The sequence below is a fragment of the Brevundimonas kwangchunensis genome (assembly GCF_039523815.1).
Classification (GTDB): domain Bacteria; phylum Pseudomonadota; class Alphaproteobacteria; order Caulobacterales; family Caulobacteraceae; genus Brevundimonas; species Brevundimonas kwangchunensis.
Genome location: NZ_BAAAGA010000001.1, coordinates 884,012 through 906,302 on the forward strand (window position 1 = coordinate 884,012; position 22,291 = coordinate 906,302).

Sequence of the window (22,291 nt, forward strand, 5' to 3'; positions counted from 1 at the left end):
CCTGTACTCACAAAGCCGTGCGATCCGGCCGTCATCCCGCTTGCCGTCCCTCGCGCGACCGGCGACAACCGGCGTCGAATGACCGCCGACGCCCTCGCCACTGCCAAAGCCGCACCGCACGTCGTCGACGTGCTGATCGCCGAGCGCGCGCCGCGACTGACCGCCTCGCCGTTCTGGCCGCTGGTCCGGCCGTTTCTCTACAAGGCTCTCAACTACCGGCAGGCGGTGCGGATGGCTGATGCGGTTCAGCCGCTCTCGGGCGCCGAGGCGCTGGACTATATGAGCGACCTGCTGGACCTGAAGGTCTCGGTCCTCAACGGCGACCGCATCCCCACGGACGGCCGCTGCATCGTCGTGGCCAATCATCCCACGGGCATCGCCGACGGCATCGCCGTCTTCGACGCCATCAAGGCCCGGCGGCCGGACGCCATCTTCTTCGCCAACGCCGACGCCGTGCGCGTCTCGCCCCGGTTGGGCGAGGCGATCATCCCGGTCGAATGGGTCCACGAAAAGCGCACCCGCGAGAAGACCCGCGCCACCCTTCAGGCCGCGAAGGAGGCCTTCGAGGCCGAGCGCTGCGTGGTCATGTTCCCCGCCGGCCGTCTGGCCCGCATCGGCAAGGACGGCTCGGTCACGGACCCGGAATGGGCGGCGACCGCCGCGTCTCTGGCTCGCAAATACGACGCGCCCGTGGTGCCGATCCATGTGTCCGGCCCCTATTCGCGCCTGTTCCACTGGTTCGACCGCTTCTCGCAAGAGCTTCGGGACATCACCCTGTTCCACGAGCTGCTGAACAAGAAGCGCAAGCCCTTCGCCCTGAAGGTCGGCAAGCCGATCCCACCCTCGCGGCTGGATATCGACGCGGCGAAGGCGACCTATGCGCTCAAGGCCTTCACCGAGCGGGTCCTGCCCAGCCAGCCGGACGCCGACTTTGCCTGAGCTGACAGTCTCCCTTCCCGACGCCGAGGCGACCGCCCGTCTGGGCGCCGCCATCGCCCCCCTGCTGCGGCCGGGCGAGGCCCTGCTGCTCTACGGCCCGCTGGGCATGGGCAAGTCGACGCTGGCCCGTGGCCTGATCCGCGCCCTGACCACGCCCGACGAGGACGTGCCGTCCCCGACCTTCACCCTGGTCCAGTTCTACGAGAGCGATCCGCCCGTCGCCCATTTCGACCTCTACCGCCTGACCCGCCCCGAAGAGGCGGCCGAGATCGGGCTGGACGAGGCGCTGGACGAGGGCTGCGCCGTCATCGAATGGCCCGAGCGTCTGGGCGACGATCCCGGCCACTGGCTGGGCCCCGACCGCCTCGCCGTCGTCATCTCCGAACGCGATGGCGGTCGTGGTGCGACATTTTTTGCCGCAGGGGCGTGGGAAGAGCGGCTCAAGGAACTCCATGTCTGATCGCGAACAGCTCCTTCTCGACTTTCTGAAGGCCGCCGGCCTCGCCGACGCCACGCGCGACCCGCTGCCCGGCGACGCCTCGACGCGCCGCTACGAGCGCCTGACCACGCCGGACGGCCGCTCCCTGATGCTGATGGATCAGGCTGCCTCGGCCGAAAGCCCGCCGGCTGATCCGTCCTGGACACCCGAGCAGCGGCTCGCCGCCGGCTGGAACGCCACCGCCCGCCTGTCCGCGGGCCGGATCGAGGCCTTCGCCGCCGTCGCCGACCACCTGCGCCGCCTCGGCCTGTCCGCCCCCGAGATCATCGCCGTCGACGCCGCCGCCGGCCTCGCGGTGCTGGAAGATTTCGGCGACGACCTCTTCGCCCGCGTCATCGAGCGCGGCGAGCCCGAGGAGCCCCTCTACCTCGCCGCCGTCGAGGCGCTCGCGACCCTCCACGCTGCCGAAACTCCGGCAGTCCTTATCGGCCCCGCCGGCGACTGGCCGCTCCAGGTCTATGACGAGACCGCGCTTCAGGGCGGGGCGGACCTCTTCGTCGAATGGTTGCCGAAGCTCGACCCGGAACTTGCCTTCGACGCCGAGGCCGTCGCCGACTGGCGCGCCGCCTGGGCCCCCGTCGTCGCCCGCGGCGCCGCCGGCGCCACCGTCATCGCCCACCGCGACTACCACGCCGAAAACCTCATCCGCCTCTCCGGCCGGTCGGGCGCCCCCATGGTCGGCATGATCGATTTTCAGGACGCCGTCCGCGCGCATCCATCCTGGGATCTCCACTCGCTTCTTCAGGACGCGCGTCGGGATGTTTCGCCCGCGCTCGAGGCGAAGGCTCTGGACCACTATTTCCAATTTTATCCACAGATCGATCGCGCGGTTTTCATGCGTGATTACGCCGGTCTGGCGGCCCTGAACGAAGCGCGAATTCTCGGCATTTTCGCCCGTCTGATCGTCCGCGACGGCAAGCCGCGCTACGCCGCCTTCATGCCCCGCATGTGGGACCACCTGAACGTCAACCTGAAACAGCCGGGTCTGGAGACGGTCGCTGCCTGGTTCGATCGGCATGTCCCTGAGGCGAGACGCAAATGAAATCAGCACCCAGGACCGCCATGGTGCTGGCCGCCGGGCTCGGCACCCGCATGCGCCCCCTGACCAACGACCGCCCCAAGGCCCTCGTCGAGGTCGGCGGCCGCGCCCTTATCGACCATGTGCTGGACCGCCTGGCCGACGCCGGCGTCGAGAAGGCCGTCGTCAATGTCCACTGGTTCGCCGACCGCCTCGAAGCCCACCTCGCCGCCCGCGGCCGCGGCCCGGAAATCGTCATCTCCGACGAACGCGCCGAGCTGCTGGAAACGGGCGGTGGCCTGAAGAAGGCCGCGCCCCTGCTGGGTTCAGACCCCGTCTTCGTCGCCAACATCGACAGCGTCTGGACCGACAACGGCGACGCCCTCGCTGATCTGTCCCGTCTCTGGGACCCGCAACGCATGGACGCCGCCCTGCTGCTGGCCAGGCGCGAAGGCTCCATCGGTTTCGAGGGCGACGGCGACTTCTTCCTCGCCGACGACGGCCACCTGGCCTTCCGCGGCGACGCCCCGTCGGCCCCCTACGCCTATATGGGCGTCCACATCTGCCGACCGGATTACGTCGCGGACGGTCCTGACGGCCCCTTCTCGCTCAGCCAATTCTGGCGCCGCTCCGCTGCCGAGGGCCGCCTGTTCGGTTGCGTGCTGGACGGTGACTGGATGCACGTCGGCGATCCTCAGGCCCGCGACGAGGCCGAGGCGAAACTCACCCGGCAGGCATGACCTCGCGCTTCGATCCCTTCACCGGCGAAGCCCCCCGCTGGTACGCCATCGAGGCGCACCGGCCGTTCCTCGAGGATCTGGCCAGCGGCGTGCTGGACTGGATGCAGGGCCTGCCGCCCGAGGCCTTGGCCGACGCCGTGGTCCTGCTGCCCAATCGCCGCGCCGCGCGCGCCTTCACCGAGGCCCTGTCGCTGCGGGCCGAGGGCCGGACCCTCCTGCTTCCGCAGGTTCGCCCGCTGGGTGATCTTGAGGAGGACGAGCCGCCCTTCGCCCCCGGTGACATCGAGGCCGACCTGCCGCCCGCCATCTCGGCCCTGCAGCGCCGGTTCGAACTGGCCCGTATGATCGCGCGCCACCACAAGGATGTGCTGCCGTCCCTGCGCGCGCTGGAGATGGCCGAAGCCCTCGCCGGCTTCATGGACTCCTGTCAGATCGAGGAAGTCACGGAACCGGGACGCGTGAAGTCGCTGGTCGAGGCCGATCTCGCCGCCCACTGGCAGGCCTCCGCCGCCTTCCTCTCCATCGCCGTCGAGGCCTGGCCCGCCCGGCTCAGGGAACTGGGTCTGATCGACCCGCAGGAACGCAAGGTCCGCCTCCTGAAACGACTGGCCGCGACCTGGGCTGACCGACCGCCGCAGGGTCCGGTCATCGCCGCCGGCTCAACCGGCACCGTCCCCTCCGCCGCCGAGGTCATCGGCGCGGTCGCCAGGGCGCCGCAGGGCTGCGTGGTGCTCCCCGGTCTCGATCTGAATCTGGAGTCCCGCGCGTGGGACGAGGTCGGCGACCAGCATCCGCAAGGTGCGCTCAAGGCTCTGCTGGCCCGCCACGAGGTCGATCGCGCCGCCGTCCGCCGCTGGCCCGCGCCCGAAACGGAAGCCCAGGCCTCGGCCGGTCGCGCCCGCCGGCGCCTGATCGCCGAGGCCCTGAAGCCGCCACGCTCCACCGCCGACTGGCGCGAGACCATCGACGCCATGCAGGCGGGCGGCGCCGATCCGATCGGGGAGGGGCTGTCCGGCCTTTCAGTCCTGACCGGTCGCACCGAGGAGGCTGTCGCCGCCCTCGCCGCCGTCTTGATGCGCGAAGCGGTCGAGACGCCCGGCCGCACCTGTGCTCTCGTCACCCCCGACGCCCAGATCGCTCGCCGGGTGCAGGCGCGCCTCGGCCGCTGGGGGCTGGAGGCCGACTCCTCGGCCGGCACGCCCCTGTCCGGTACCCCCACCGGCGTCCTGCTGGGCCAGATCGTCGAACTGGCTGGCGACGGCTTCGGCGCGGTCGGCCTGCTGGCCCTGCTCAAACATCCTCTGGTCAGTCTCGGACTGGATCCGGCGGACCTGTCCCGCGACCGGGACGGACTTGAGCGGCATGGCCTTCGCGGCCCGCACCCCGCCGACTTCGCCGCCATCCGCCGCAGGCTGGAGCAGGCGACAAAAGGCCGCCGCGGCCAGCCCGCGACCGAACATGTGCAGGCCCGCATCGCCGCCGCCCGCACCCTTCTGGACCATCTGGAGCGAGTCCTTCTGCCCGTGCTCGCCGACTCGGACGCGCCGCGCGGGGTGGACGAGCAGGCCACACACCTCGCGGCGGCCGTCGAAGCGCTTGCCGGCGGTCCGGATCAGGCCTGGCGCGGCGCGGAGGGCGAGGCCGCGGCCCGTCTGCTGGCCGGTCTCATCGAGGACGGCGCGGCGTCCGCCCCCATGACCGGCCGCGCCTTCGCCGACCTGCTGCAACGGCTCATGGATCAGGAGATCGTGCGCACCGGCGGCGCGGCCCACCCGCGCCTGCGCATCCTCGGCGCCATCGAGGCGCGGCTGGTGCGGGCCGACCGGGTCATCCTCGCCGGTCTGGAGGAGGGCGTCTGGCCGCGCGGCGGTGGCGCCGATCCCTTCCTGTCGCGACCCATGCGCCAGACGCTGAAGCTGCCGTCGCCCGAGCGTCGGGTCGGCCTGTCCGCCCACGACTTCGCCCAGGCCGCCTGCGCGCCCGAGGTCATCCTGCTGCATGCCGAACGCCGGGGCGGTCAACCCTCGGTGCGCTCCCGCTGGCTCTGGCGATTGGAGACGCTGGTGAAGGGCGCGGGTCTGTCCCTGCCGGGCCTGCCGCAGGTCGAAGCCTGGGCCCGCGCGCTCGACCGACCGGCCGCCTCACCGCCCGCCAGCCTGAAGCCCGCGACCCGCCCGTCGCCCACGCCCCCGGTCGAGGCCCGGCCGACGCGGATGTCGGTGACCCGCATCGAGGAATGGGTCCGCGATCCCTACGCCACCTACGCCCGCTTCATCCTCAAGCTGTTCCAGCTGGAACGGCCCGACGAACGCGTCGACGCCCGCATCCGCGGCACGGCCATTCACAAGGCGCTCGAGATTTTTTCCCAAGAGTGGGACACGAAGGGCGGCGCGGATGGACCGGCGCGGTTCTCGAAGCTCTATCTCGACGAACTTCTTGCTGCGGGTATGGCGGAATCGGCTCTGGCCCGCGAGGCGGTGCTGGGTCGAAACGCCGGCGTCTGGGTCACCGAGTGGGAAGCCAGCCGCCGTGCGGGCGCGCCGCGCGTCCTGCTGGAGCAGCACGCGGAGTGGGTTATTCCCATCGACGGGACAGACTTCACCCTGACCGCCGACGCCGACCGGGTCGAGGTGCGCGACGGCAAGGTCTCGGTGATCGACTTCAAGACCGGCTCGGCCCCCAGCGCGAAACAGGTGAAGACCGGCTTCTCGTCCCAGCTGCCCCTGACCGCAGCCATGGCGCGGGACGGCGCATTCGGCCCGGAAGGCCAGGGCGAACCCTCTGAACTACTTTATGTCTCTGTCACGGGACGAAACCCACCCGCGCGCATCGAGGATCGCGCCGGCGACGACGGCGCGGCCATGACCGCCGACGAGGCCGTGGCAGGTCTGAAGAAGCGGGTGATTGAGTACGCCGACCCGACCCGCGGCTACGGCTCGCGCACCGCCCCGGCCTTCGTCAAACAGCCGCCGTCGGATTACGACCATCTGGCCCGCGTGGCCGAATGGTCCACCGCCGGCTACGGGGAAGAGGGCTGATGGCCGTGCTCGATCCCCAGAGCCTCGCCGCCGATCCCGGCGTCAACGCCTTCGTCATGGCCAATGCCGGCTCGGGCAAGACCACGACCTTGGTGTCCCGCGTCGCCCGCCTGCTGCTGGGCGGCTCGCGCCCGGACGCCGTGCTTTGCCTGACCTTCACCAAGGCCGCCGCTGCCGAGATGCAGCGCCGCCTCTACGAACGCTTGGGCAAATGGGCGGTCGCGCCGGACGCCGAGCTGCGCGTCGAACTCGGCAAGCTGGAGCAGCGCGACCCCGGCTCCTACGACCGCGGCCAGCTGTCCCACGCCCGCACCCTGTTCGCCCGCGCGCTGGAGACGCCGGGCGGGCTGAAGATCCAGACCATCCACGCCTTCTGCGAACAGCTGCTGCGCCGCTTCCCGATCGAGGCCGGTGTCTCACCCCTGTTCCGCGTCGTCGACGACGTCGAGGCCGAGGCCATCCGGGTCCGCGCCCGTGAGCGGGTGGCCGAACGCTCCCTGTCCGGCGACGCCGGCCTGTCCGACGCCTACGCCAGCATGGCCGGGCAGCTGGACTTCCAGGCCTTCGAGCAGATGTTCGTCCGCTTCGAGGAGAAACGCGCCGCCATCGCCGCATGGGTCTCCCATGCCGGCGGCCCCACCACCCTGCTGCAACGCATCGCCGATCAGGTCGGGGTCGAGCGGCTGGAGGACCCCGACACGCTCGAGGCCGAGGCGGTCAGCCCTCCGGCCCTGAACCTCGACCGCTGGTTCGCCGCGGCCGGCGGCCTGACGCGCGGCTCGGAGAAGTCCGATCGGCCGATGGGCCTGAAGATGCAGGCCGTAGCCGAAGCGATCCGCGCGGGCGCGACGCCGGTGCAGGAGGTGAAGGCGCTGTTCTTCACCGACGGCGGCGACGGCGGACCCCGCGCGAAGCTGGGCACCAGGGCCGTCGACGATGTCACACTGGAGTGGCTTGTCCGCGAACAGGCGCGGCTGATTGAGGTCGTGGCCAAGGCTCGCGCCTGCCGCGTCGGCCGCGACACCCTCTACGCCCTGACTCTCGCGGGCGCCTATTCGGCCGAGTACGAGGCGGCCAAGGCGGCGCGCGGCGCTCTGGACTTCTCCGACCTGATCAGCGCGGCGAAGGAGCTGCTGACTAATGAGGAGACCGGCGCGGCCTGGGTGCTGTTCAAGCTGGACGGCGGCGTCGATCACATCTTGGTCGACGAGGCGCAGGACACCTCGCCCGAGCAGTGGGAGATCGTCCGCGCCCTGACCGACGAGTTCTTCCGCGGCGCCGGCGCGCGCGAGGGCGGGGTCGAGCGGACCCTGTTCGTCGTCGGCGACGAGAAGCAGTCCATCTTCTCCTTCCAGGGCGCCGCGCCCGAACGTCTGCTGCGCGAGAGCCAGTGGTACCGGAAGCAGATCGCAGGCGTCGGCCGCCGGTTCGAGGATGTGCAACTGCTGCAGTCATGGCGCTCGACGCCCGAGGTGCTGGCCTTCGTCGACCGCGTCTTCCTCGATCAGGAGCGGGCGCAGGCGCTCAGCCCCGGCCGGGGCCTGCTCGACGATCGCGCCGACACCCGCATCGAGCACGTCGCCGCCCGCACTGACGGTCTCGGGACCATCGACGTCTGGGACGCCGTTCAGGAGGAGAAGTCCGAGGAACGCCGGGCCTGGGACGAGCCGATGGACGCCGACGCCACCCGCGGCGCCCGCCGTCAGGTCGCCGACCGCATCGTCGCCGAGGTCCGTGGCATGGTCGAGCGCAACGAGGGCGTCCACGACAAGGAGACCCGCCAGTGGCGCGCCGCCGACTGGGGCGACGTCCTGATCCTGGTCAAGAAGCGCGGGCCTATGTTCGAGGAGATTCTGCGCGCGCTGAAGCAGGGCGGGGTGCCGGTGGCCGGCGCCGACAGGCTGAAACTGTCCGAGCATGCGGTGTTTCAGGACCTGCTGGCGCTGGGCCGCGCCGCCCTGTTCCCAGAGGATGACCTGACCCTCGCCGGGGTGCTGCGCAGCCCCCTGTGCGACGTGTCCGAACAGGCCTTGTTCGATCTGTCTCACGGCCGGGACGGCGCATCCCTGTGGCGGGTGCTGCGTGGCCGGGCCGAGACCGAAGACGCGGCCCGCGCGGCGGTCGAATTGATCGCCGGCTTCCGCGCCGCCGCCCGCGACCGGACGTCTTTCGATCTCTACGCCGGCCTGCTGAACCGCCTAGACGCTAACGGTCTGACGATGCGCCAGCGCTTCCTGACCCGGCTGGGCGGGGAGGCGGCCGATGCGCTGGACGCCTTCCTCGATCAGGCCCAGGCGGCGGAGATGCGCGGCGTCATGGATCTGGAGCGGCTGTGCCATTCGCTGGCTTCCCTGACCCAGACTGTGAAGCGCGAGATGGACGAGCCTCGCGGCGAGGTGCGGGTCATGACCGCCCACTCGTCCAAGGGGCTGGAAGCGCCGATCGTCATCCTGCCCGACACCATCTTCGAGGAGCCCAAGGGCGACGCCCTGCTGGAGACCGAGGAGGGCGGTTTCCTGTGGTGCGGGTCTTCGAAGGCCGACTGCGACGCGTCGGCTGAGGCGCGCGAGGCCCGCAAGCGCCGCAACGAGGAGGAGTCGATGCGCCTCCTCTACGTCGGCCTGACGCGCGCCCGCGACCGGCTGATCGTCGGCGGCCGTTATGCCTCGAACCGCAAGCTGGAGAACCTGCGCGCCTGGTGGGGACCGCTGGACGAGGCCATCGGGTCGCTGGGCGGTCGTGAGGTCGAGGGCGTGCACGGCCGCATCCGCCGCTTTGGCGAGGACCCGAAATCCTACCCCCGGATCGAGGCCGCGAGCGCCGCCGATGTCGCCGCGCCGGATTGGCTGGGACGCGTCGTGTCGGCGGAGCCGGGGGAGCGCACCCTGTCCCCCTCGCGGATGGGCGGCCTCGACGGCGCGCCGGCTCCCTCGCCTCTGGCCCGCTCGGGCGGAGGAGGGCTGGGCCGCTTCCGTCGGGGTGATCTGATCCACCGACTGCTGGAGCGCCTGCCGGATGTAGCGGTCGATCTGCGCGCCGATCTGGCCGTCCGCCTTATGTCCCGAGAGCGGGACCTGTCCGACGAGCAAAAGCAGGAAATGATCGACGCCGCGCTCGGCATCCTGACCGACGCGCGGTTCGCACCCGTCTTCGGTCCCGGCTCCCGGGCCGAAGTGGCGCTGACCGGCCGGGTCGGCTCCGCGACCGTCTCCGGCCGGATGGACCGGCTGGTGGTGTCGGCGGATCGTGTTCTGGTCGTCGATTACAAGACCAATCGCCCCGCCCCGCTGCGGATCGAGGAGGCCGACCCGGCCTACCTTGTCCAGATGGCGGTCTATGTCTCAGTGTTGAGGCAGTTGTATCCGACGCATCGGGTGGAGGCCGCCTTGGTGTGGACCGACGGCCCCAACCTGATGCCGATCCCGGACGAAATGCTGACGGCGGCGCTGGCGCGCTGAGGGGCGTTGATTTGGGCGCGCGCTGCGCCCACATGGTTCGGGAACGGGCCGGAATCACCTAGGATGACCAGCCGAGATCAGGTGCAGCGCGCGGCCCGACGGCCGCCCTTCAGGAGACTTCCACATGGCCACCGTCAAGGTCACCGACGACAGCTTCGAGACCGACGTCCTGAAATCCTCGACCCCTGTGCTCGTGGATTTCTGGGCCGAGTGGTGCGGGCCCTGCAAGCAGATCGGCCCGGCTCTGGAGCAGATCTCGGATGAGCTCTCGGGTCAGGTGACCATCGCCAAAGTCAACATCGACGATAGCCCGATGATCCCGTCGAAGCTGGGCGTGAAGGGTATTCCGACCCTGATGCTGTTCAAGGATGGCCAGATGGCCTCGATGAAGGTCGGCGCCATGCCCAAGGGCAAGATCGTCGAATGGCTGGCAGAGGCCGGGATCGCGCCGACGGTCTGATCGCGCCAAGGTTGCGATAATTGCTGAACGGTGTTCTTCTGCCGGCTCCGGAGTCCGGGGCCACAGGAGAACGCCCATGCTGACCGCCGCTACTATCGCCGCCGTCCTGCTCGGCTCGACCCCTGTGATTTCCAGCCAGGCGGTCAGCGTCATCGCTCGCGCGCCCGCGCCTGCCGCTGATACCGCGGCCGGTGAAACCCGCCGCATCTGCCGCTACGAGCGCGCAACCGGCTCGACCATGCAGCAACGCGTTTGCCGGGACCGCCCTGTCCGGGGCGTTCAGGATCAGCAGACGCGCGAGTTCATGGGCAACCTCCAGCGCATGCGGGTGCCGGACAACAACGCCGCCTATGTGCCCGCCGGCCCCGCGGGTTGATCGCAAACTGCTTGCCAACCGTATCGGAGCGCGAAAGATGCTCCACGACTGATCCAGTGGAGTTCTCCCGATGTTGATCGCTTCTCTCGCGTTTGTGCTGTCGTTCGGCCTCGATCAGGCCGCGCAGACCCCCCAGGCCGCTCCGGCGCCTGTGACCGTGGCCCAGGCGGCGACGCCGTCGAATCCGGACATACGCCGGGTTTGCCGCTTCGAAACCACGACCGGGTCCAATCGCCGTGTCCGCGTCTGCCGCGACGTCGACGTGAACGCGATCCAGGACCAGGTGACGCGCGACTTCATGCGCGACAACCAGCGGGTCCGTTTACCGGACGGCAACTGAGGTCCGTCAGGCCGGCCAGGTTTCCCGGGCCGCTCCGAGCACCTCGCCCGCCAGATAGAGCGATCCGCAGATCACCACGCGCCCGGCGCCCAGCCGCAGAGCGTGCTCCAGCGCCTGCGTGACATCGGATGACGCCTGTGCGCCGAGCCCATGCCCCCGGGCGACGGCGGCCAGCGCTTCGGGCTCGGCCGCGGCGCCGTCGAACGGCACGGTGAAGACCGAGGCCTCGCTGTCCCGTAGCGCCTCGAAGAAGCCGCCGGCGTCCTTGTTGGCCAGCATGCCCACGATCAGGGCGGTCGGGCGCGGCGCCTTCGCCTGTCGTTCGGCCAAAGCGACGGCCAGCGCGCGCCCGGCATGCGGGTTGTGGCCGCCATCCAGCCAGAGTTCGGCATCCGCTGCGCGGGCGGCCTCGCCAAACGGGCCGGTCGCCAGCCGCTGCATCCGTGCAGGCCAGCGCACCGCGCCCAGCCCCTCCGCGATCGCTTGTTCCGGCAAGGCCAGTTCCAGCGCCACCGCGACGGCGAGGCCGGCGTTCTCGATCTGGTGCGGCCCCGCGAGGGCTGGCGCGGGCAGATCGAGGAACTGCTCCTGATCCTGAAACGCCAGCCCGCCCCGCTCCGCCCAGGCGTCGAAGTCCACGCCCATCACGGTCAGGGGCGCGCCGACCCCCAGCGCCGCGACCTCGATCGCCGCCATCGCCTCTTCCGACTGGCGCGCGATCAGACCGCGCGCGCCCGCTTTCAGGATGCCGGCCTTCTCCACCGCGATGCCTCGCAGGGACGTGCCGAGAAACTCTGCATGGTCCAGATCGACGGGCGTGATGACGCTCAGCAACGGGCGCTCGATGACATTGGTCGCGTCCAGCACGCCGCCCAGTCCCACCTCGATGATCGCCAGATCCGCAGGGGTTTCGCTCATGGCGAGGAAGGCGGCGGCGGTGGTGCTTTCGAATACCGTCGCCTCGGTCGCGACAGCCTCGATCCGGTCGAGGATGTCGTTCAACTGCTCATCGGAGATCAGCTCGCCGGCCAGGCGGATTCGCTCGTTGAAGCGCACCAGGTGGGGCGAGGTGTAGACGTGTACCCGCAGCCCGGCCGCCTCGGTGATGGCGCGGATGAACGCGACGGTCGAGCCCTTGCCGTTGGTGCCGGCGACGTGGACCACCGGCGGCAGGCGATGCTGCGGATCGCCCAGCGCCGCGCAAAGCGCCCGCATCCGGTCCAGCGACAGGTCGATGCGCTGCGGATGGCGCGCGCGCAGGCGTTCGGAAATCGGATCCATGGCCGCGCTTTTACGCGGCCCGGCGCTTCCCGCCCATCAGGATCGACAGGATCTGGCCCAGAACCTTCGGCAGGTCCGAGCGAGCGACCACGCGGTCGACCATGCCTTTCTCCTGCAGATATTCGGCGCGCTGGAAGCCGGGCGGCAGCTTTTCGCGAATGGTCGCCTCGATGACGCGCGGACCGGCGAAACCGATCAGGGCGCCCGGCTCGGCCAGATGGACATCGCCCAGCATGGCGTAGCTGGCGGTCACGCCGCCCGTGGTCGGGTCGGTCAGGACCACGACGAATGGCAGCTGCGCCGCCTTGAGTTCCTGAATGGCCAAGGTGGTGCGAGCCATCTGCATCAGGCTGAGCGCGCCTTCCTGCATCCGGGCGCCGCCGGCGGCGGTGAAGCAGACAAGCGGGACATTACGCGCGATCGCGGCGCGGGCCGCGGCGATGAAGGCCTCGCCCGCGGCCATGCCCAGCGAGCCGCCCATAAAGGTGAAGTCCTGCACGATGACGACGGCCTCGACGCCGTCCAACTCACCGAAGCCGATGGCCATGGTGTCCTTGCGGCCGGCGGCCTTGCGAGCGGCGTTCAGACGATCCTTGTAGGGCTTGCCGTCCGAGAACTTCAGCGGATCTTCGGGCACGTCCGGCGTGTCGATCGCCTCGTACTCACCGTCGTCGAAGGTCGCGCGCAGGCGGGTCGGCGCGTCGATCCGCATGTGGCGGCCCGACGGCGTGACCCAAAGCGAGGCCTCGAGGTCCGAGCGATAGAGCATCTCGCCCGAGTCCGGATCCTTGACCCAGAGATTGTCGGGCGTGTCCCGCCGGCTGACGATCTTGCGGACGCCGGGCGCGAAGCGCGACAGCCAGCCGCCGCGTTTTTCCTGCTGAGGTTTGTTCTTGTCGACCATCGGGGCGCTTTAGACCGTTTCTTCCGTGCGCGCACCCTTCACCGCATCGGCGAGGCTGCGCACCTTGGCCAGAACGCGCGGCCCGGCGGGTTCGTTCGCGTCCAGCGCGGCGGCGACCTCGTCCACCAACACCGAGCCGGCGACGACGGCGTCGGCGACGCGGGCCACCTCGGCCGCGCGCTCGGGCGTCTTGATGCCGAAGCCTACGGCGACGGGCAGGCCCGAGGCCTTGCGGACCCGCTCCACGGCCGGCGCGACCGACCCCGCCTGGGCTTCCTTCACCCCGGTCACCCCGGCGACGGAGACGTAATAGACGAACCCCGAGGTGCGTTCGGCGATCACCGTCAGGCGGTCGTCGTCCGAGGTCGGCGTCGCCAGCCGGATCAGCGACAGGCTGTGAGCATCCAGTGCATCGGTCAGCGGCCCGGCCTCTTCCGGCGGGCAATCCACCACGATCACCCCGTCCACGCCCGCGGCGGCGACGTCTCGGGCGAAGGCCTCATGGCCATAGCTCTCGATCGGGTTCAGATAACCCATCAGGATCACCGGCGTGGCGTCGTCGCCATCGCGGAAGGCGCGGGCTAACGCCAGCGTCCCCTTCAGCGTCAGCCCGGCCTTGAGGCCGCGCAGCGCGGCGCGCTGGATCGGCGGGCCCTCGGCCATCGGATCCGAGAAGGGGAAGCCCAGCTCGATGATGTCGGCGCCGGCCGCCGGCAGGCCGCGCAGGATCTCCAGCGCCTCGTCACGGGAGGGGTCGCCTGCCATCACATAGGCGACGAAGCCGGCCCGTCCCTCGGCCTTCAGGGCCGCGAAGCGGGCGTCGATACGTTGGGTGGTCATGTCTTACTGCGCGGGAGGTCCGGCCGGATTGGCGGGCTGGGGCGTAGGCGCCTGGGCGGCGCACACATCGCCGGGGATTGGTCCGAAGCCGAGGTAGCCGGTCGATTCCGGGCCGCTGGGCCGCGAGGTGTCGTAGAAGGCCTGCATCTGCAGACCGTCGCAGCCGCCGGCCTCGCGACGGCGCACGAAGACGACGCGGTTGTCGTCCCCGCCAGCAGGGATCCAGCCCTGACCCTGCAGGGCGCTGATGTAGGACTCGGCCAGACCGCCGATCGAGGCGAGCGGTGCGCTGACGCAGAAGGCGCGGCCCGCCAGGCCGTAGAGGTTCCCGCAATCGGGCGACAGGGTCGCGCCGGGAAGCACCAGTTGCTCGGCCGTGACGCCCGGAGGCGGGGTCGGCGCCGCCGGCGCGGCGTCCTGCGCCATGGCGGCAGAGGCCGGAAGGGCCGCGATCGCGGCCAGAATGACGAACTTCATGCTTTTCAGAGCTCCACGCCCAGATGCTTTGCGACCGCAAAGATGTCCTTGTCGCCCCGACCGCACATATTCAGCACGACATCGCCGTCCTTGCCCACCTCTTTCGCGATCTCGCCGACTCGGGCGAGGGCGTGGCTGGGCTCCAGCGCCGGAATGATGCCTTCCAGCTTCGAGCACAGCTGGAACGCCTCCAGCGCTTCCTTGTCGGTGGCGGCGCGATACTCGGCCCGGCCGATGTCCTTCAGCCAGGCGTGTTCGGGGCCGATGCCGGGATAGTCGAGACCGGCCGAGATCGAGTGGCCCTCAAGGATCTGTCCGTCCTCGTCCTGCAGCAGATAGGTGCGGTTGCCGTGCAGCACGCCCGGCCGGCCGCCCTGGATCGAGGCGGCGTGGTCAGGGCCGTCCAGCCCGTGGCCCGCGGCCTCGACGCCGATCAGGCGCACCCCGGCGTCCTCGATGAAGGGGTGAAACAGGCCGATGGCGTTCGAACCCCCGCCGATCGCCGCCACGCAGGCGTCCGGCAGCTTCTCCTTGCGGGCCAGCATCGAGGCGCGAACCTCGCGGCCGATCACAGACTGGAAATCCCGCACCATCGCCGGATAGGGATGCGGACCGGCCGCCGTGCCGATCAGATAGTAGGTATCCTCGACATTGGTCACCCAGTCGCGCATCGCCTCGTTCATGGCGTCCTTCAGCGTGCCGCGACCCGAGGTCACCGGCACCACCTCGGCGCCCAGAAGCTTCATCCGGAACACGTTCGGCGACTGCCGCTCGACGTCCGTCGCGCCCATGTAGACGATGCATTTCAGGCCGAAGCGGGCGCAGACGGTGGCTGTCGCCACGCCGTGCTGGCCGGCGCCGGTTTCGGCGATGATCCGCGTCTTGCCCATCCGCATGGCCAGAAGGATCTGGCCCATACAGTTGTTCACCTTGTGAGCGCCGGTGTGGTTCAGCTCGTCGCGCTTGAACCAGATGTCCGCCCCGCCGTGGTGCGCCGTCAGGCGCTCGGCGAAATACATCGGGCTGGGCCGGCCCACGAAATCGGTCAGGAAGCCGTCCAGCTGCGCCTGGAACGCCGGATCGGCCTTGGCGGCCTCGTAGGCGTCGTTCAGCTCGTGGATCAGCGGCATCAGGGTTTCGGCCACGAACCGCCCGCCGTAGGGGCCGAACCGGCCTTCGTCGTCAGGGAAGTTGTAGCTGTTGGGCAGGATGGCGTTCACGGGACAGTCTCTGGCGCGGGGGAGCGGCGGAAATCAGGCGGAAGTCACAGCGTCGAGGAACGCCGCGATCCGGGCCGGGTCCTTAACACCCGGCGCGCTTTCCACGCCAGAGGACACGTCCACGAGGGGGGCGCCGGTGATCCGCACGGCCTCGCCGACATTGCCGGCGTCCAGTCCTCCGGCGAGGAACCAGGGCCGCGGGAACGTCCGGCCGGCCAACAGCGTCCAGTCGAACGTTGCGCCCACCCCGCCGGGCAGGGCCGAGCCCTCGGGCGGCTTCGCATCGAACATCAGATGATCCACGACCGGCGCCCAGACGGTCGCCGCCTCGATATCCGCCGCCGTCCGCACCGACAGCGCCCGGATGATCCCGGCGCCGGTCAGGGTCCGCACCTGAGCGGCCCGCCCGGGCGTCTCGGACCCGTGCAGCTGGATCAGGTCCGGCTTCAGGATCAGGGCGATCTCCGTCAGCAGGGCGTCGTCGGCATCGACCGTCACGGCCACCACCCCCGTCTTGCCCCGCGCCCGATCGAACAGGGTGGCGGCGTGCAGCGGGTCGATATGCCGGGGGCTTTTCGGAAACACGACCGCGCCCACGAACGCCGCCCCGCCGGCCAGGGCCGCGTCCAGCGTGTCCGGCGTCGTCAGGCCGCAGATCTTCGCGCGCGTCGTCATCGGCCGCACCTGCGCCCGCCGTCCGACAGGGTCAAGGCCGATACAGATCGGCGTCCGGATCGGCGGTCCCGCGTATCGCCGCCGACACGATCTGGCTGGCGATGACCGAATAGGTGATGCCGTTGCCGCCGAAGCCCATGACCGCCCAGGCGTGATCCATCTCCGGCACTCGCGCGATGGACGGCAGGCCGGTCGCGCTCTCGCCGAACGCGCCCGCCCAGCTGTAGTCGATTTCGAATTCCAGCTCCGGCAGCAGGCGCTTCAGCTTGCCCGCGATCGCCGCGCATTTCCGCTTCAGCTTTGCCGCGTCGGCATGGGCGGTCGCTGACGCTTCGTCCTCGCCGCCGACGATCAGCCGACCGTCCCTGCTCATGCGGAAGTACAGATACGGATCGGACGCCTCCCAGACCAGGGTGTCGCGCAGCCAGGCCGGGCAGCGCTGCCTGGGCTTCGACGCCATCGCCCAGGTCGAGATCACCTCGGCCCCCGGCGTCGGGACGCCCTTGGGAAACTCGTAGCCACAGCAGAAGACAACCGTCCTCGCCCGCACCGCGTGCCCCGCGTCCGTCAGCAGGGTCACGCCCTCCGGGTCGCTGGCGGCCTCCAGCACCTCGACCTGAGAGTAAACGGTCGCGCCATTGGCCTGCGCCCGCCGCAGCAGGCCCGCCGCCAGCCGCGCGGGATCGCCGCTCGCCGAGCCCCGGCTCAGGATCGCGCCCGTCCGGTCGATCCCGAACCGCTCGCGCAGATCCGCCGGCCCGACGTACTCGCTTTCCAGTCCGATTCCCGCCCGCGCCTCGGCCTCCGCCTCCAGCGCGCGATGTCCGTATTCGTCGCCGGCCAGATACAGGGCCGCCTTGTCCTTCAGCCCGCAGACGATCCGCTCCTCGGCCACGATCCGCTTCAGCGCGTCCACCGCCGATCTTGAGCGCAGATAGGCCTGCTTCGCCTTTGCCGGACCGATCCTGTCCGCCAGCGTCGTCAGCGGCAGGTCGATCTCCCATTGCAGCAGGGCGGTCGAGGCGACGGTCGATCCCATCAGGGGCGGCCGCCGGTCCAGCACGGCCACAGAGTGATCGCGGCTCAGTTCGTGCGCCATGAAGGCCCCGCTGATCCCCGCGCCGACGATCGCCACATCCACGGCCACGGCGGCCCTGAGCGGCCGCACGGGCACGCCCAGCCCCGGGCTGTCCGCCCACAGCGAGCGCCCCGTCCTGAGGTCGCGTTTGAGGGTCGCGCCGGTCATTCCATCTCCGTCGAAGCGGAGCCTTAAGCGACTGTCGGCGAACCGGGTTCCGGATCAGCAGAAAATCGCGTCGATCTCGTCCTGACTCAGCAGCCGCCACTCACCCGGCGCCAGATCGTCGGGCAGGGCCAGTCCGCCCAGCCGCTCGCGATGCAGGGCCTCGACGTGGTTGCCCACGGCGGCGAACATCCGGCGCACCATGTGATAGCGGCCTTCGGTCACCGAGACCCGTGCCTCGGTCGGCGAAAGGATCTCCAGCCCGGCCGGTTTCAGCGGCCGGTCGTCGTTCTCCAGCAGCAGTTCGCCCGAGGCGAACAGGGCCGTTTCCGTCCCAACCAGCGGCCGCGCCAGCGTCGCGCGATAGATCTTGGCCACATTTTTCTTCGGCGAGATCACCCGGTGCAGCAGGTCGCCGTCGTCGGTCATGAGCAGGAGGCCGGAGGTCTCCTTGTCCAGTCGCCCGATGGTCGAGATCGCCGGATCGCGCCGCCGCCAGCGGTCGGGCAGGACGTCATAGACCAGCGCCCCGTCCTCCTTGTGCGAGCAGGTCATGCCCAGCGGCTTGTGCAGCAGGATGACGATGCCCTGCGGCGGATCCAGCGGCTCGCCGTCGATCTCCATGCGCGACGGCAGGTCCGGCGTCACCGGGATCCGCTTCGACACGTCGGTCAGATCGACGCCGTCCAGCACGATCCCGCCCGCCTTGCCCATCCGCGCCATCTCGGCCCGCGAGCCATAGCCCAGCGAGCCGAGGAGCTTGTCGACGCGGGAGGTGGGTACCTTCGCCACCTACTTCAACGCCTCGAACAGCTTGTAGCCGCCCGCGTCGGCGACCATCCGCACGCGCTTGAAGGCCTCGTTCAGCTCCGCCTCGTAGGGCAGATGGCGGTTGGCCACGATCCAGGCGACGCCGCCCTTCTTCAGCAGGCCTGCGGCCTTTCGAATGAAGGCCTGACCCAGTCGGCGATCCTCCGCCCCGCCGTCGTGGAAGGGCGGGTTGCTGACCACGAAATCGCGGTCGCCGGTCTCCTCGATCAGCCGCACGTCGGCCTGTTCGAAGGTTGCGCGCGGGTCCTCGACGTTGCGACGGGACGCCTCGACCGCGCGACGGTCCAGATCGATCAGGCGCAGGGTTGTCACGGCGGGCGAGCGCAGGGTCACGACCGACAGGGCGCCGTAGCCGCAGCCCAGATCGACGCCCGCGCCCTTCATCGGCGGCAGGTGTTCCGCCAGCAAAGCAGAGCCCGGATCGATCCTGTCCCAGGCGAACACGCCCGGCTGCGACCACGCCTCCAGCCCCGGCACGACCCGCGCCGCGCCGCCCGCGATGGCCTCGTCGATGCCGGTCAGGGTTTCTGGTCTGATCACCACGCAACGCCGGTGGTGCGCCTTGGCAGTCTCGCCGATCTCGACGCCGAAGGCGTGAAGCTCCTTATTCAGCCGGGAGCCGCCCTTGTCCTTGGGGGCCATGACGTCCAGCCGTCCGCCGACCTTCAGCGCCCGCAGCGCCAGCGCCAGGGTGTATCGCCGCTCCAGCACGCCGGGCGGGGCATAGACCATGATGTCGTCGACCGAACCCTCGGCCACATCCTCCAGCGCGGCCGCGCCGGGGATCAGTGGCGAAACCTGCGTCGCCGCGCCGGGAGGATCGAAGACCGCCGGCGGCCGGCCATAGAGAAGCGTGGTCATCCTGGCGCTATAGCTGGAACGGTGAGGCGGGGGAACGACCCCTCCACCATGCTGCGCATTGTCCCCCTCCCCGCTACGCGGAGAGGTGAGCGGACACAGATTCACCTCTCCACGCAGTGGGGAGGTGAATCTGTGCGCTTGCGCGACGAGACGGAGGGGGCCGACGTGGGCTCTGCATCCACAGTGACACCCCGGAACAAATCCGGCACAACCCCGCGATGCTCGCCGATTCAGTTTCCGCCCCGACCGCGCCGACGCTGGCCGATGCGCGCGCGACTCTGGAGCGGGTCTGGGGGCATACCGACTTCAGGGGGCTGCAGAGCGAGGTCGTCGGCGAAATCCTCGCCGGCCGGGACGTGCTGGCGGTGCTGCCCACCGGCGGCGGCAAGTCGGTCTGCTACCAGATCCCGGCGATGCTCCGGCCCGGTCTCGGACTGGTGGTGTCGCCGCTGATCGCTCTGATGACCGATCAGGTCGAGGCGCTGAAACAGCAGGGTGTCTCGGCAGCGAGACTGGACTCCGGCGTGTCGATGGATGACCGATCGGCCATCTGGCGCGCGGCGCGGGCGGGTGAACTGGATCTCCTGTATGTCTCGCCTGAAGGACTGGCCCAGCCGCATCTGATCGATCGCCTGCACGACCTTCCACTCAGCCTGATCGCCATCGACGAGGCGCACTGTGTCTCGCAATGGGGACACGATTTCCGCCCGGATTACCGGACGCTAGGCAGACTGGCCGAGCTTTTCCCGGGCGTACCCCGCATCGCCGTGACCGCCACCGCGGACGCCCGCACGCGGGAGGACATCGTCCGCTCGCTGCGGCTCGACGGCGCGCGTGTCATCGTCGACAGCTTCGCCCGCCCGAACCTGCAGCTCTCGGCCATCCGCAAGGAGAACGCCTCGCGCGCCCGCACGGACGCCGCGGTCATCGATCTGGTGCGTCAGCGCCGGGGCAAGTCCGGCGTCGTCTACTGCGGCTCGCGCGACGGCTGCGAGCGGGTGGCGCAGGCCCTGCGCGACGCCGGGACCAACGCCATCGCCTACCACGCGGGCATGGACGCGAGGGAGCGCGACAAGCGGCTCGAACGCTTCCTCGCCGAGGACGGGACGGTGATGGTGGCGACCATCGCCTTCGGTATGGGCGTGGACAAGGCCGACGTTCGCTTCGTCATCCACGCCGATCCGCCGGGCTCGCTGGAGGCCTACTGGCAGGAGATCGGCCGGGGTGGTCGCGACGGCGAACCGGCCGAGGGCATCACTCTGTACGGCCCCTCCGACATCGCCTGGACGCTGAAACGTCTCGATGGCCGGCCGATGGCCGAGGAGGTCAAGGCGGTGCAGGTCCGCAAGGCCCGCCAACTGTTCGCCATGCTGGACGGCGCGATCTGCCGTCCGCAAGCGGTGCGGCGCTACTTCGGCGAGGCGGATGCGCAGCCCTGCGGCGTCTGTGACCTGTGTCAGGACCCGCCGGCGATGTTCGACGCCACCGTCCTGGCCCAGAAGGCGCTGGCGGCGGTTCAGCGGCTGGGCGAGCGCTTCGGCAAGACCCGCGTGCTGGATCACCTGACCGGCCGGACCAGGGACGTCCAGCCGTGGGAGGCGGGCCTGTCGACCTGGGGCATCGGCAAGGATACGGCGCTGCACACCTGGCGCGACGTGATCGACCACCTGATGTTCGAGGGACTGCTGGTCGAGGACCCGAACGACAACAAGCCGCTGGTCAGGCTGGGCGATCCCGAGGCGGTGCGCGCCGTCTATCGCAACGAGCGGGTCATCGAGGTCCGCCTGACCCCCGCCCGCGTCGCCGCCCCGCGCGAACGCGTCCGCAACGGCCGCAACGCCGCGCTGGAAAACATGGATGCCGACGTCCGCGCCCGATTCGAGACCCTGCGCAACTGGCGTCGCGAACGCGCCGCCGAACAGCGCGTGCCGCCCTATGTGATCTTCCAGGACAAGACGTTGCTGGAGATCGCCCTGGCCGAGCCAGGCGACCTGCACGCGCTGGAGCACATCCCTGGCGTGGGACAGTCGAAGCTGGAGCGCTACGGCAAGGGCGTTCTGGCGGCGCTGTCGGCCGCCGCCTGACCTAGCCCCAAGGGCCGCGTTTGACGTTGGAGCCGGGCGCATCCGAGGTCGGGACGGCGGTCGATGCCGGTCGAGGCCGGGTCACCGGAACGGCCTCCATCACCGGCGCCGGACGAACCGGGGTACGGCCCATCTTCATCGCCAGTTCGGTCAGCGCCCGCACGCGGTTGCCGGTCGCCGGGTGGGTCGAGAACAGGTTGTCCGCGCCCTTGCCCGCCAGCGGGTTGATGATGAACAGCTGACCCGAGGCGGGATTGCGCTCGGCGGTCGGGTTGTGGATCCGCTTGGCATAGGCCTCGATCTTCTGCAGGGCCGAGGCGAGGGCGTTGGGGTCCTGTGCGATCTCGGCGCCGACTCGGTCGGCCTCGTACTCACGGGCGCGGCTGATGGCCATCTGCACCAGACCGGCGGCCATCGGGGCCAGCAGCATCAGGGCGATGGTGCCGATGATGCCGCCCGGACGTTCGCGATCATCGCCGCCGCCGAAGAACAGGGCGAAGTTGGCCAGGGCCGCGATGGCCCCGGCGATGGTGGCGGTGACGGTCATCGTCAGGGTGTCGCGGTTCTTCACGTGGGCCAGCTCGTGGGCCATCACGCCCCGGATCTCCTCGCGGGTCAGCATGTCCAGCAGGCCGGTGGTGGCGCAGACGGCGGCGTTCTCGGGATTGCGGCCAGTGGCGAAGGCATTGGGCTGGTCGTTCGGGATGATGGCGATCATCGGCCGCGGCATGCCGGCATCGCGCGCCATCTGCAGGGTGTCGGCGACGTAGGTGCGCACCACGGCGTTCGGGTGGCTCTCGTCCACCGGCTGGGCACGGTACATCTTCAGGACGATCTTGTCGGCGTTCCAGTAGCTGAACACATTCATCCCGCCCGCGAACAGCAGGGCGATCAGCATGCCCGGCACGCGGCCGATCATGAAGCCGATGCCCATGAAGATGGCGGTCAGCGCCGCCAGCAGGGCGAAGGTCCTGAGATGGTTCATTCGTCGCTCGAATACCGGTCAC

The 22,291-nt window shown here is 70.1% G+C and carries 20 protein-coding genes; 10 read left to right on the forward strand and 10 right to left on the reverse strand.

Translation table 11 applies throughout. The features are described 5' to 3' along the window. The first annotated feature begins 78 nt into the window (after nt 1–78). From ABDZ95_RS04270 to ABDZ95_RS04310, 9 genes are all read left to right on the forward strand, one after another. Complete coding sequence (locus ABDZ95_RS04270) at nt 79–939, forward strand: GNAT family N-acetyltransferase (RefSeq protein WP_343790883.1); 861 nt, start codon at nt 79–81, stop codon at nt 937–939. Between the two features lies 1 nt (nt 940). Beyond that, nucleotides 941–1,399 carry a tRNA (adenosine(37)-N6)-threonylcarbamoyltransferase complex ATPase subunit type 1 TsaE gene (gene tsaE, locus ABDZ95_RS04275; protein ID WP_343791242.1) on the forward strand — a complete coding sequence of 153 codons (459 nt, stop codon included), beginning with the start codon at nt 941–943 and terminating at the stop codon, nt 1,397–1,399. Continuing rightward, a complete protein-coding gene (amgK, locus tag ABDZ95_RS04280) occupies nt 1,392–2,480 on the forward strand; it encodes an N-acetylmuramate/N-acetylglucosamine kinase AmgK (RefSeq protein WP_343790886.1) in 1,089 nt (362 codons plus the stop codon). The genes tsaE and amgK overlap by 8 nt, the downstream gene beginning before the upstream one ends. Next, complete coding sequence (murU, locus tag ABDZ95_RS04285) at nt 2,477–3,196, forward strand: N-acetylmuramate alpha-1-phosphate uridylyltransferase MurU (RefSeq protein ID WP_343790889.1); 720 nt, start codon at nt 2,477–2,479, stop codon at nt 3,194–3,196. Before amgK ends, murU begins: the two co-directional genes overlap by 4 nt. Next, nucleotides 3,193–6,234 carry a double-strand break repair protein AddB gene (gene addB / locus ABDZ95_RS04290; protein WP_343790892.1) on the forward strand — a complete coding sequence of 1,014 codons (3,042 nt, stop codon included), beginning with the start codon at nt 3,193–3,195 and terminating at the stop codon, nt 6,232–6,234. The genes murU and addB overlap by 4 nt, the downstream gene beginning before the upstream one ends. Beyond that, the gene (gene addA, locus ABDZ95_RS04295) at nt 6,234–9,692 is read left to right on the forward strand and encodes a double-strand break repair helicase AddA (protein ID WP_343790895.1); all 3,459 of its coding nucleotides are present in this window, start codon (nt 6,234–6,236) and stop codon (nt 9,690–9,692) included. The genes addB and addA overlap by 1 nt, the downstream gene beginning before the upstream one ends. Before the next feature lie 124 nt (nt 9,693–9,816). After that, nucleotides 9,817–10,152 (forward strand): thioredoxin, encoded by a 336-nt coding sequence (gene trxA / locus ABDZ95_RS04300; protein ID WP_343790898.1) that lies wholly within the window; start codon nt 9,817–9,819, stop codon nt 10,150–10,152. A 76-nt stretch (nt 10,153–10,228) separates the two neighbouring features. Further along, nucleotides 10,229–10,528: a hypothetical protein gene (locus ABDZ95_RS04305; protein WP_343790901.1), complete on the forward strand. Its 300-nt coding sequence runs from the start codon at nt 10,229–10,231 to the stop codon at nt 10,526–10,528. A 70-nt stretch (nt 10,529–10,598) separates the two neighbouring features. Continuing rightward, nucleotides 10,599–10,868, forward strand: a complete 270-nt coding sequence (locus tag ABDZ95_RS04310; RefSeq protein WP_343790904.1) for a hypothetical protein — start codon at nt 10,599–10,601, stop codon at nt 10,866–10,868. A gap of 6 nt (nt 10,869–10,874) precedes the next feature. Here ABDZ95_RS04310 and ABDZ95_RS04315 read toward each other — a convergent pair whose 3' ends face one another. Genes ABDZ95_RS04315 through ABDZ95_RS04355 form a run of 9 tightly spaced genes read right to left on the reverse strand, consistent with a single transcriptional unit; the run spans nt 10,875 to nt 19,200 of the window. Next, nucleotides 10,875–12,149 carry a bifunctional folylpolyglutamate synthase/dihydrofolate synthase gene (locus ABDZ95_RS04315; RefSeq protein WP_343790908.1) on the reverse strand — a complete coding sequence of 425 codons (1,275 nt, stop codon included), beginning with the start codon at nt 12,147–12,149 and terminating at the stop codon, nt 10,875–10,877. Nucleotides 12,150–12,159: 10 nt separating this feature from the next. Further along, entirely contained in the window at nt 12,160–13,053 is an 894-nt protein-coding gene (locus ABDZ95_RS04320; RefSeq protein ID WP_343790911.1) for an acetyl-CoA carboxylase carboxyltransferase subunit beta, read from the reverse strand. A gap of 9 nt (nt 13,054–13,062) precedes the next feature. After that, nucleotides 13,063–13,893: a tryptophan synthase subunit alpha gene (gene trpA, locus ABDZ95_RS04325; RefSeq protein WP_343790914.1), complete on the reverse strand. Its 831-nt coding sequence runs from the start codon at nt 13,891–13,893 to the stop codon at nt 13,063–13,065. 3 nt (nt 13,894–13,896) lie between these two features. Further along, nucleotides 13,897–14,370, reverse strand: coding sequence for a hypothetical protein (locus ABDZ95_RS04330; protein WP_343790917.1), 474 nt, complete (start codon nt 14,368–14,370; stop codon nt 13,897–13,899). Nucleotides 14,371–14,375: 5 nt separating this feature from the next. Continuing rightward, nucleotides 14,376–15,590, reverse strand: coding sequence for a tryptophan synthase subunit beta (gene trpB, locus ABDZ95_RS04335; RefSeq protein WP_343790920.1), 1,215 nt, complete (start codon nt 15,588–15,590; stop codon nt 14,376–14,378). 33 nt (nt 15,591–15,623) lie between these two features. Continuing rightward, a complete protein-coding gene (locus tag ABDZ95_RS04340; RefSeq protein WP_343790923.1) occupies nt 15,624–16,265 on the reverse strand; it encodes a phosphoribosylanthranilate isomerase in 642 nt (213 codons plus the stop codon). A gap of 31 nt (nt 16,266–16,296) precedes the next feature. After that, nucleotides 16,297–17,511 (reverse strand): NAD(P)/FAD-dependent oxidoreductase, encoded by a 1,215-nt coding sequence (locus ABDZ95_RS04345; protein ID WP_343790926.1) that lies wholly within the window; start codon nt 17,509–17,511, stop codon nt 16,297–16,299. Nucleotides 17,512–17,565: 54 nt separating this feature from the next. Then, entirely contained in the window at nt 17,566–18,300 is a 735-nt protein-coding gene (locus tag ABDZ95_RS04350) for a 16S rRNA pseudouridine(516) synthase (RefSeq protein WP_343790929.1), read from the reverse strand. Next, on the reverse strand, nt 18,301–19,200 hold the full coding sequence (locus tag ABDZ95_RS04355; protein WP_343790932.1) for a class I SAM-dependent methyltransferase: 900 nt from the start codon (nt 19,198–19,200) through the stop codon (nt 18,301–18,303). Nucleotides 19,201–19,418: 218 nt separating this feature from the next. On the opposite strand from ABDZ95_RS04355, the gene recQ reads away from it, so the two are divergent. Further along, nucleotides 19,419–21,284 (forward strand): DNA helicase RecQ, encoded by a 1,866-nt coding sequence (gene recQ, locus ABDZ95_RS04360; protein ID WP_343790935.1) that lies wholly within the window; start codon nt 19,419–19,421, stop codon nt 21,282–21,284. Nucleotide 21,285: 1 nt separating this feature from the next. Here the strand turns inward: recQ and htpX are convergent, their stop codons facing one another. After that, on the reverse strand, nt 21,286–22,269 hold the full coding sequence (htpX, locus tag ABDZ95_RS04365; protein ID WP_343790938.1) for a zinc metalloprotease HtpX: 984 nt from the start codon (nt 22,267–22,269) through the stop codon (nt 21,286–21,288). Between the last annotated feature and the right edge of the window lie 22 nt (nt 22,270–22,291).

Excerpts from the sequence above, each read along its gene's own strand:
- ABDZ95_RS04315 (WP_343790908.1), bottom strand. The coding sequence starts at position 12,149 with ATGGATCCGATTTCCGAACGCCTGCGCGCGCGCCATCCGCAGCGCATC.
- htpX (WP_343790938.1), bottom strand. The coding sequence starts at position 22,269 with ATGAACCATCTCAGGACCTTCGCCCTGCTGGCGGCGCTGACCGCCATC.
- addA (WP_343790895.1), top strand. The coding sequence starts at position 6,234 with ATGGCCGTGCTCGATCCCCAGAGCCTCGCCGCCGATCCCGGCGTCAAC.
- ABDZ95_RS04310 (WP_343790904.1), top strand. The coding sequence starts at position 10,599 with ATGTTGATCGCTTCTCTCGCGTTTGTGCTGTCGTTCGGCCTCGATCAG.
- amgK (WP_343790886.1), top strand. The coding sequence starts at position 1,392 with ATGTCTGATCGCGAACAGCTCCTTCTCGACTTTCTGAAGGCCGCCGGC.
- addB (WP_343790892.1), top strand. The coding sequence starts at position 3,193 with ATGACCTCGCGCTTCGATCCCTTCACCGGCGAAGCCCCCCGCTGGTAC.
- ABDZ95_RS04345 (WP_343790926.1), bottom strand. The coding sequence starts at position 17,511 with ATGACCGGCGCGACCCTCAAACGCGACCTCAGGACGGGGCGCTCGCTG.
- ABDZ95_RS04340 (WP_343790923.1), bottom strand. The coding sequence starts at position 16,265 with ATGACGACGCGCGCGAAGATCTGCGGCCTGACGACGCCGGACACGCTG.
- trxA (WP_343790898.1), top strand. The coding sequence starts at position 9,817 with ATGGCCACCGTCAAGGTCACCGACGACAGCTTCGAGACCGACGTCCTG.
- ABDZ95_RS04355 (WP_343790932.1), bottom strand. The coding sequence starts at position 19,200 with ATGACCACGCTTCTCTATGGCCGGCCGCCGGCGGTCTTCGATCCTCCC.
- ABDZ95_RS04320 (WP_343790911.1), bottom strand. The coding sequence starts at position 13,053 with ATGGTCGACAAGAACAAACCTCAGCAGGAAAAACGCGGCGGCTGGCTG.
- recQ (WP_343790935.1), top strand. The coding sequence starts at position 19,419 with ATGCTCGCCGATTCAGTTTCCGCCCCGACCGCGCCGACGCTGGCCGAT.
- ABDZ95_RS04305 (WP_343790901.1), top strand. The coding sequence starts at position 10,229 with ATGCTGACCGCCGCTACTATCGCCGCCGTCCTGCTCGGCTCGACCCCT.
- trpA (WP_343790914.1), bottom strand. The coding sequence starts at position 13,893 with ATGACCACCCAACGTATCGACGCCCGCTTCGCGGCCCTGAAGGCCGAG.
- ABDZ95_RS04270 (WP_343790883.1), top strand. The coding sequence starts at position 79 with ATGACCGCCGACGCCCTCGCCACTGCCAAAGCCGCACCGCACGTCGTC.
- ABDZ95_RS04330 (WP_343790917.1), bottom strand. The coding sequence starts at position 14,370 with ATGAAGTTCGTCATTCTGGCCGCGATCGCGGCCCTTCCGGCCTCTGCC.
- murU (WP_343790889.1), top strand. The coding sequence starts at position 2,477 with ATGAAATCAGCACCCAGGACCGCCATGGTGCTGGCCGCCGGGCTCGGC.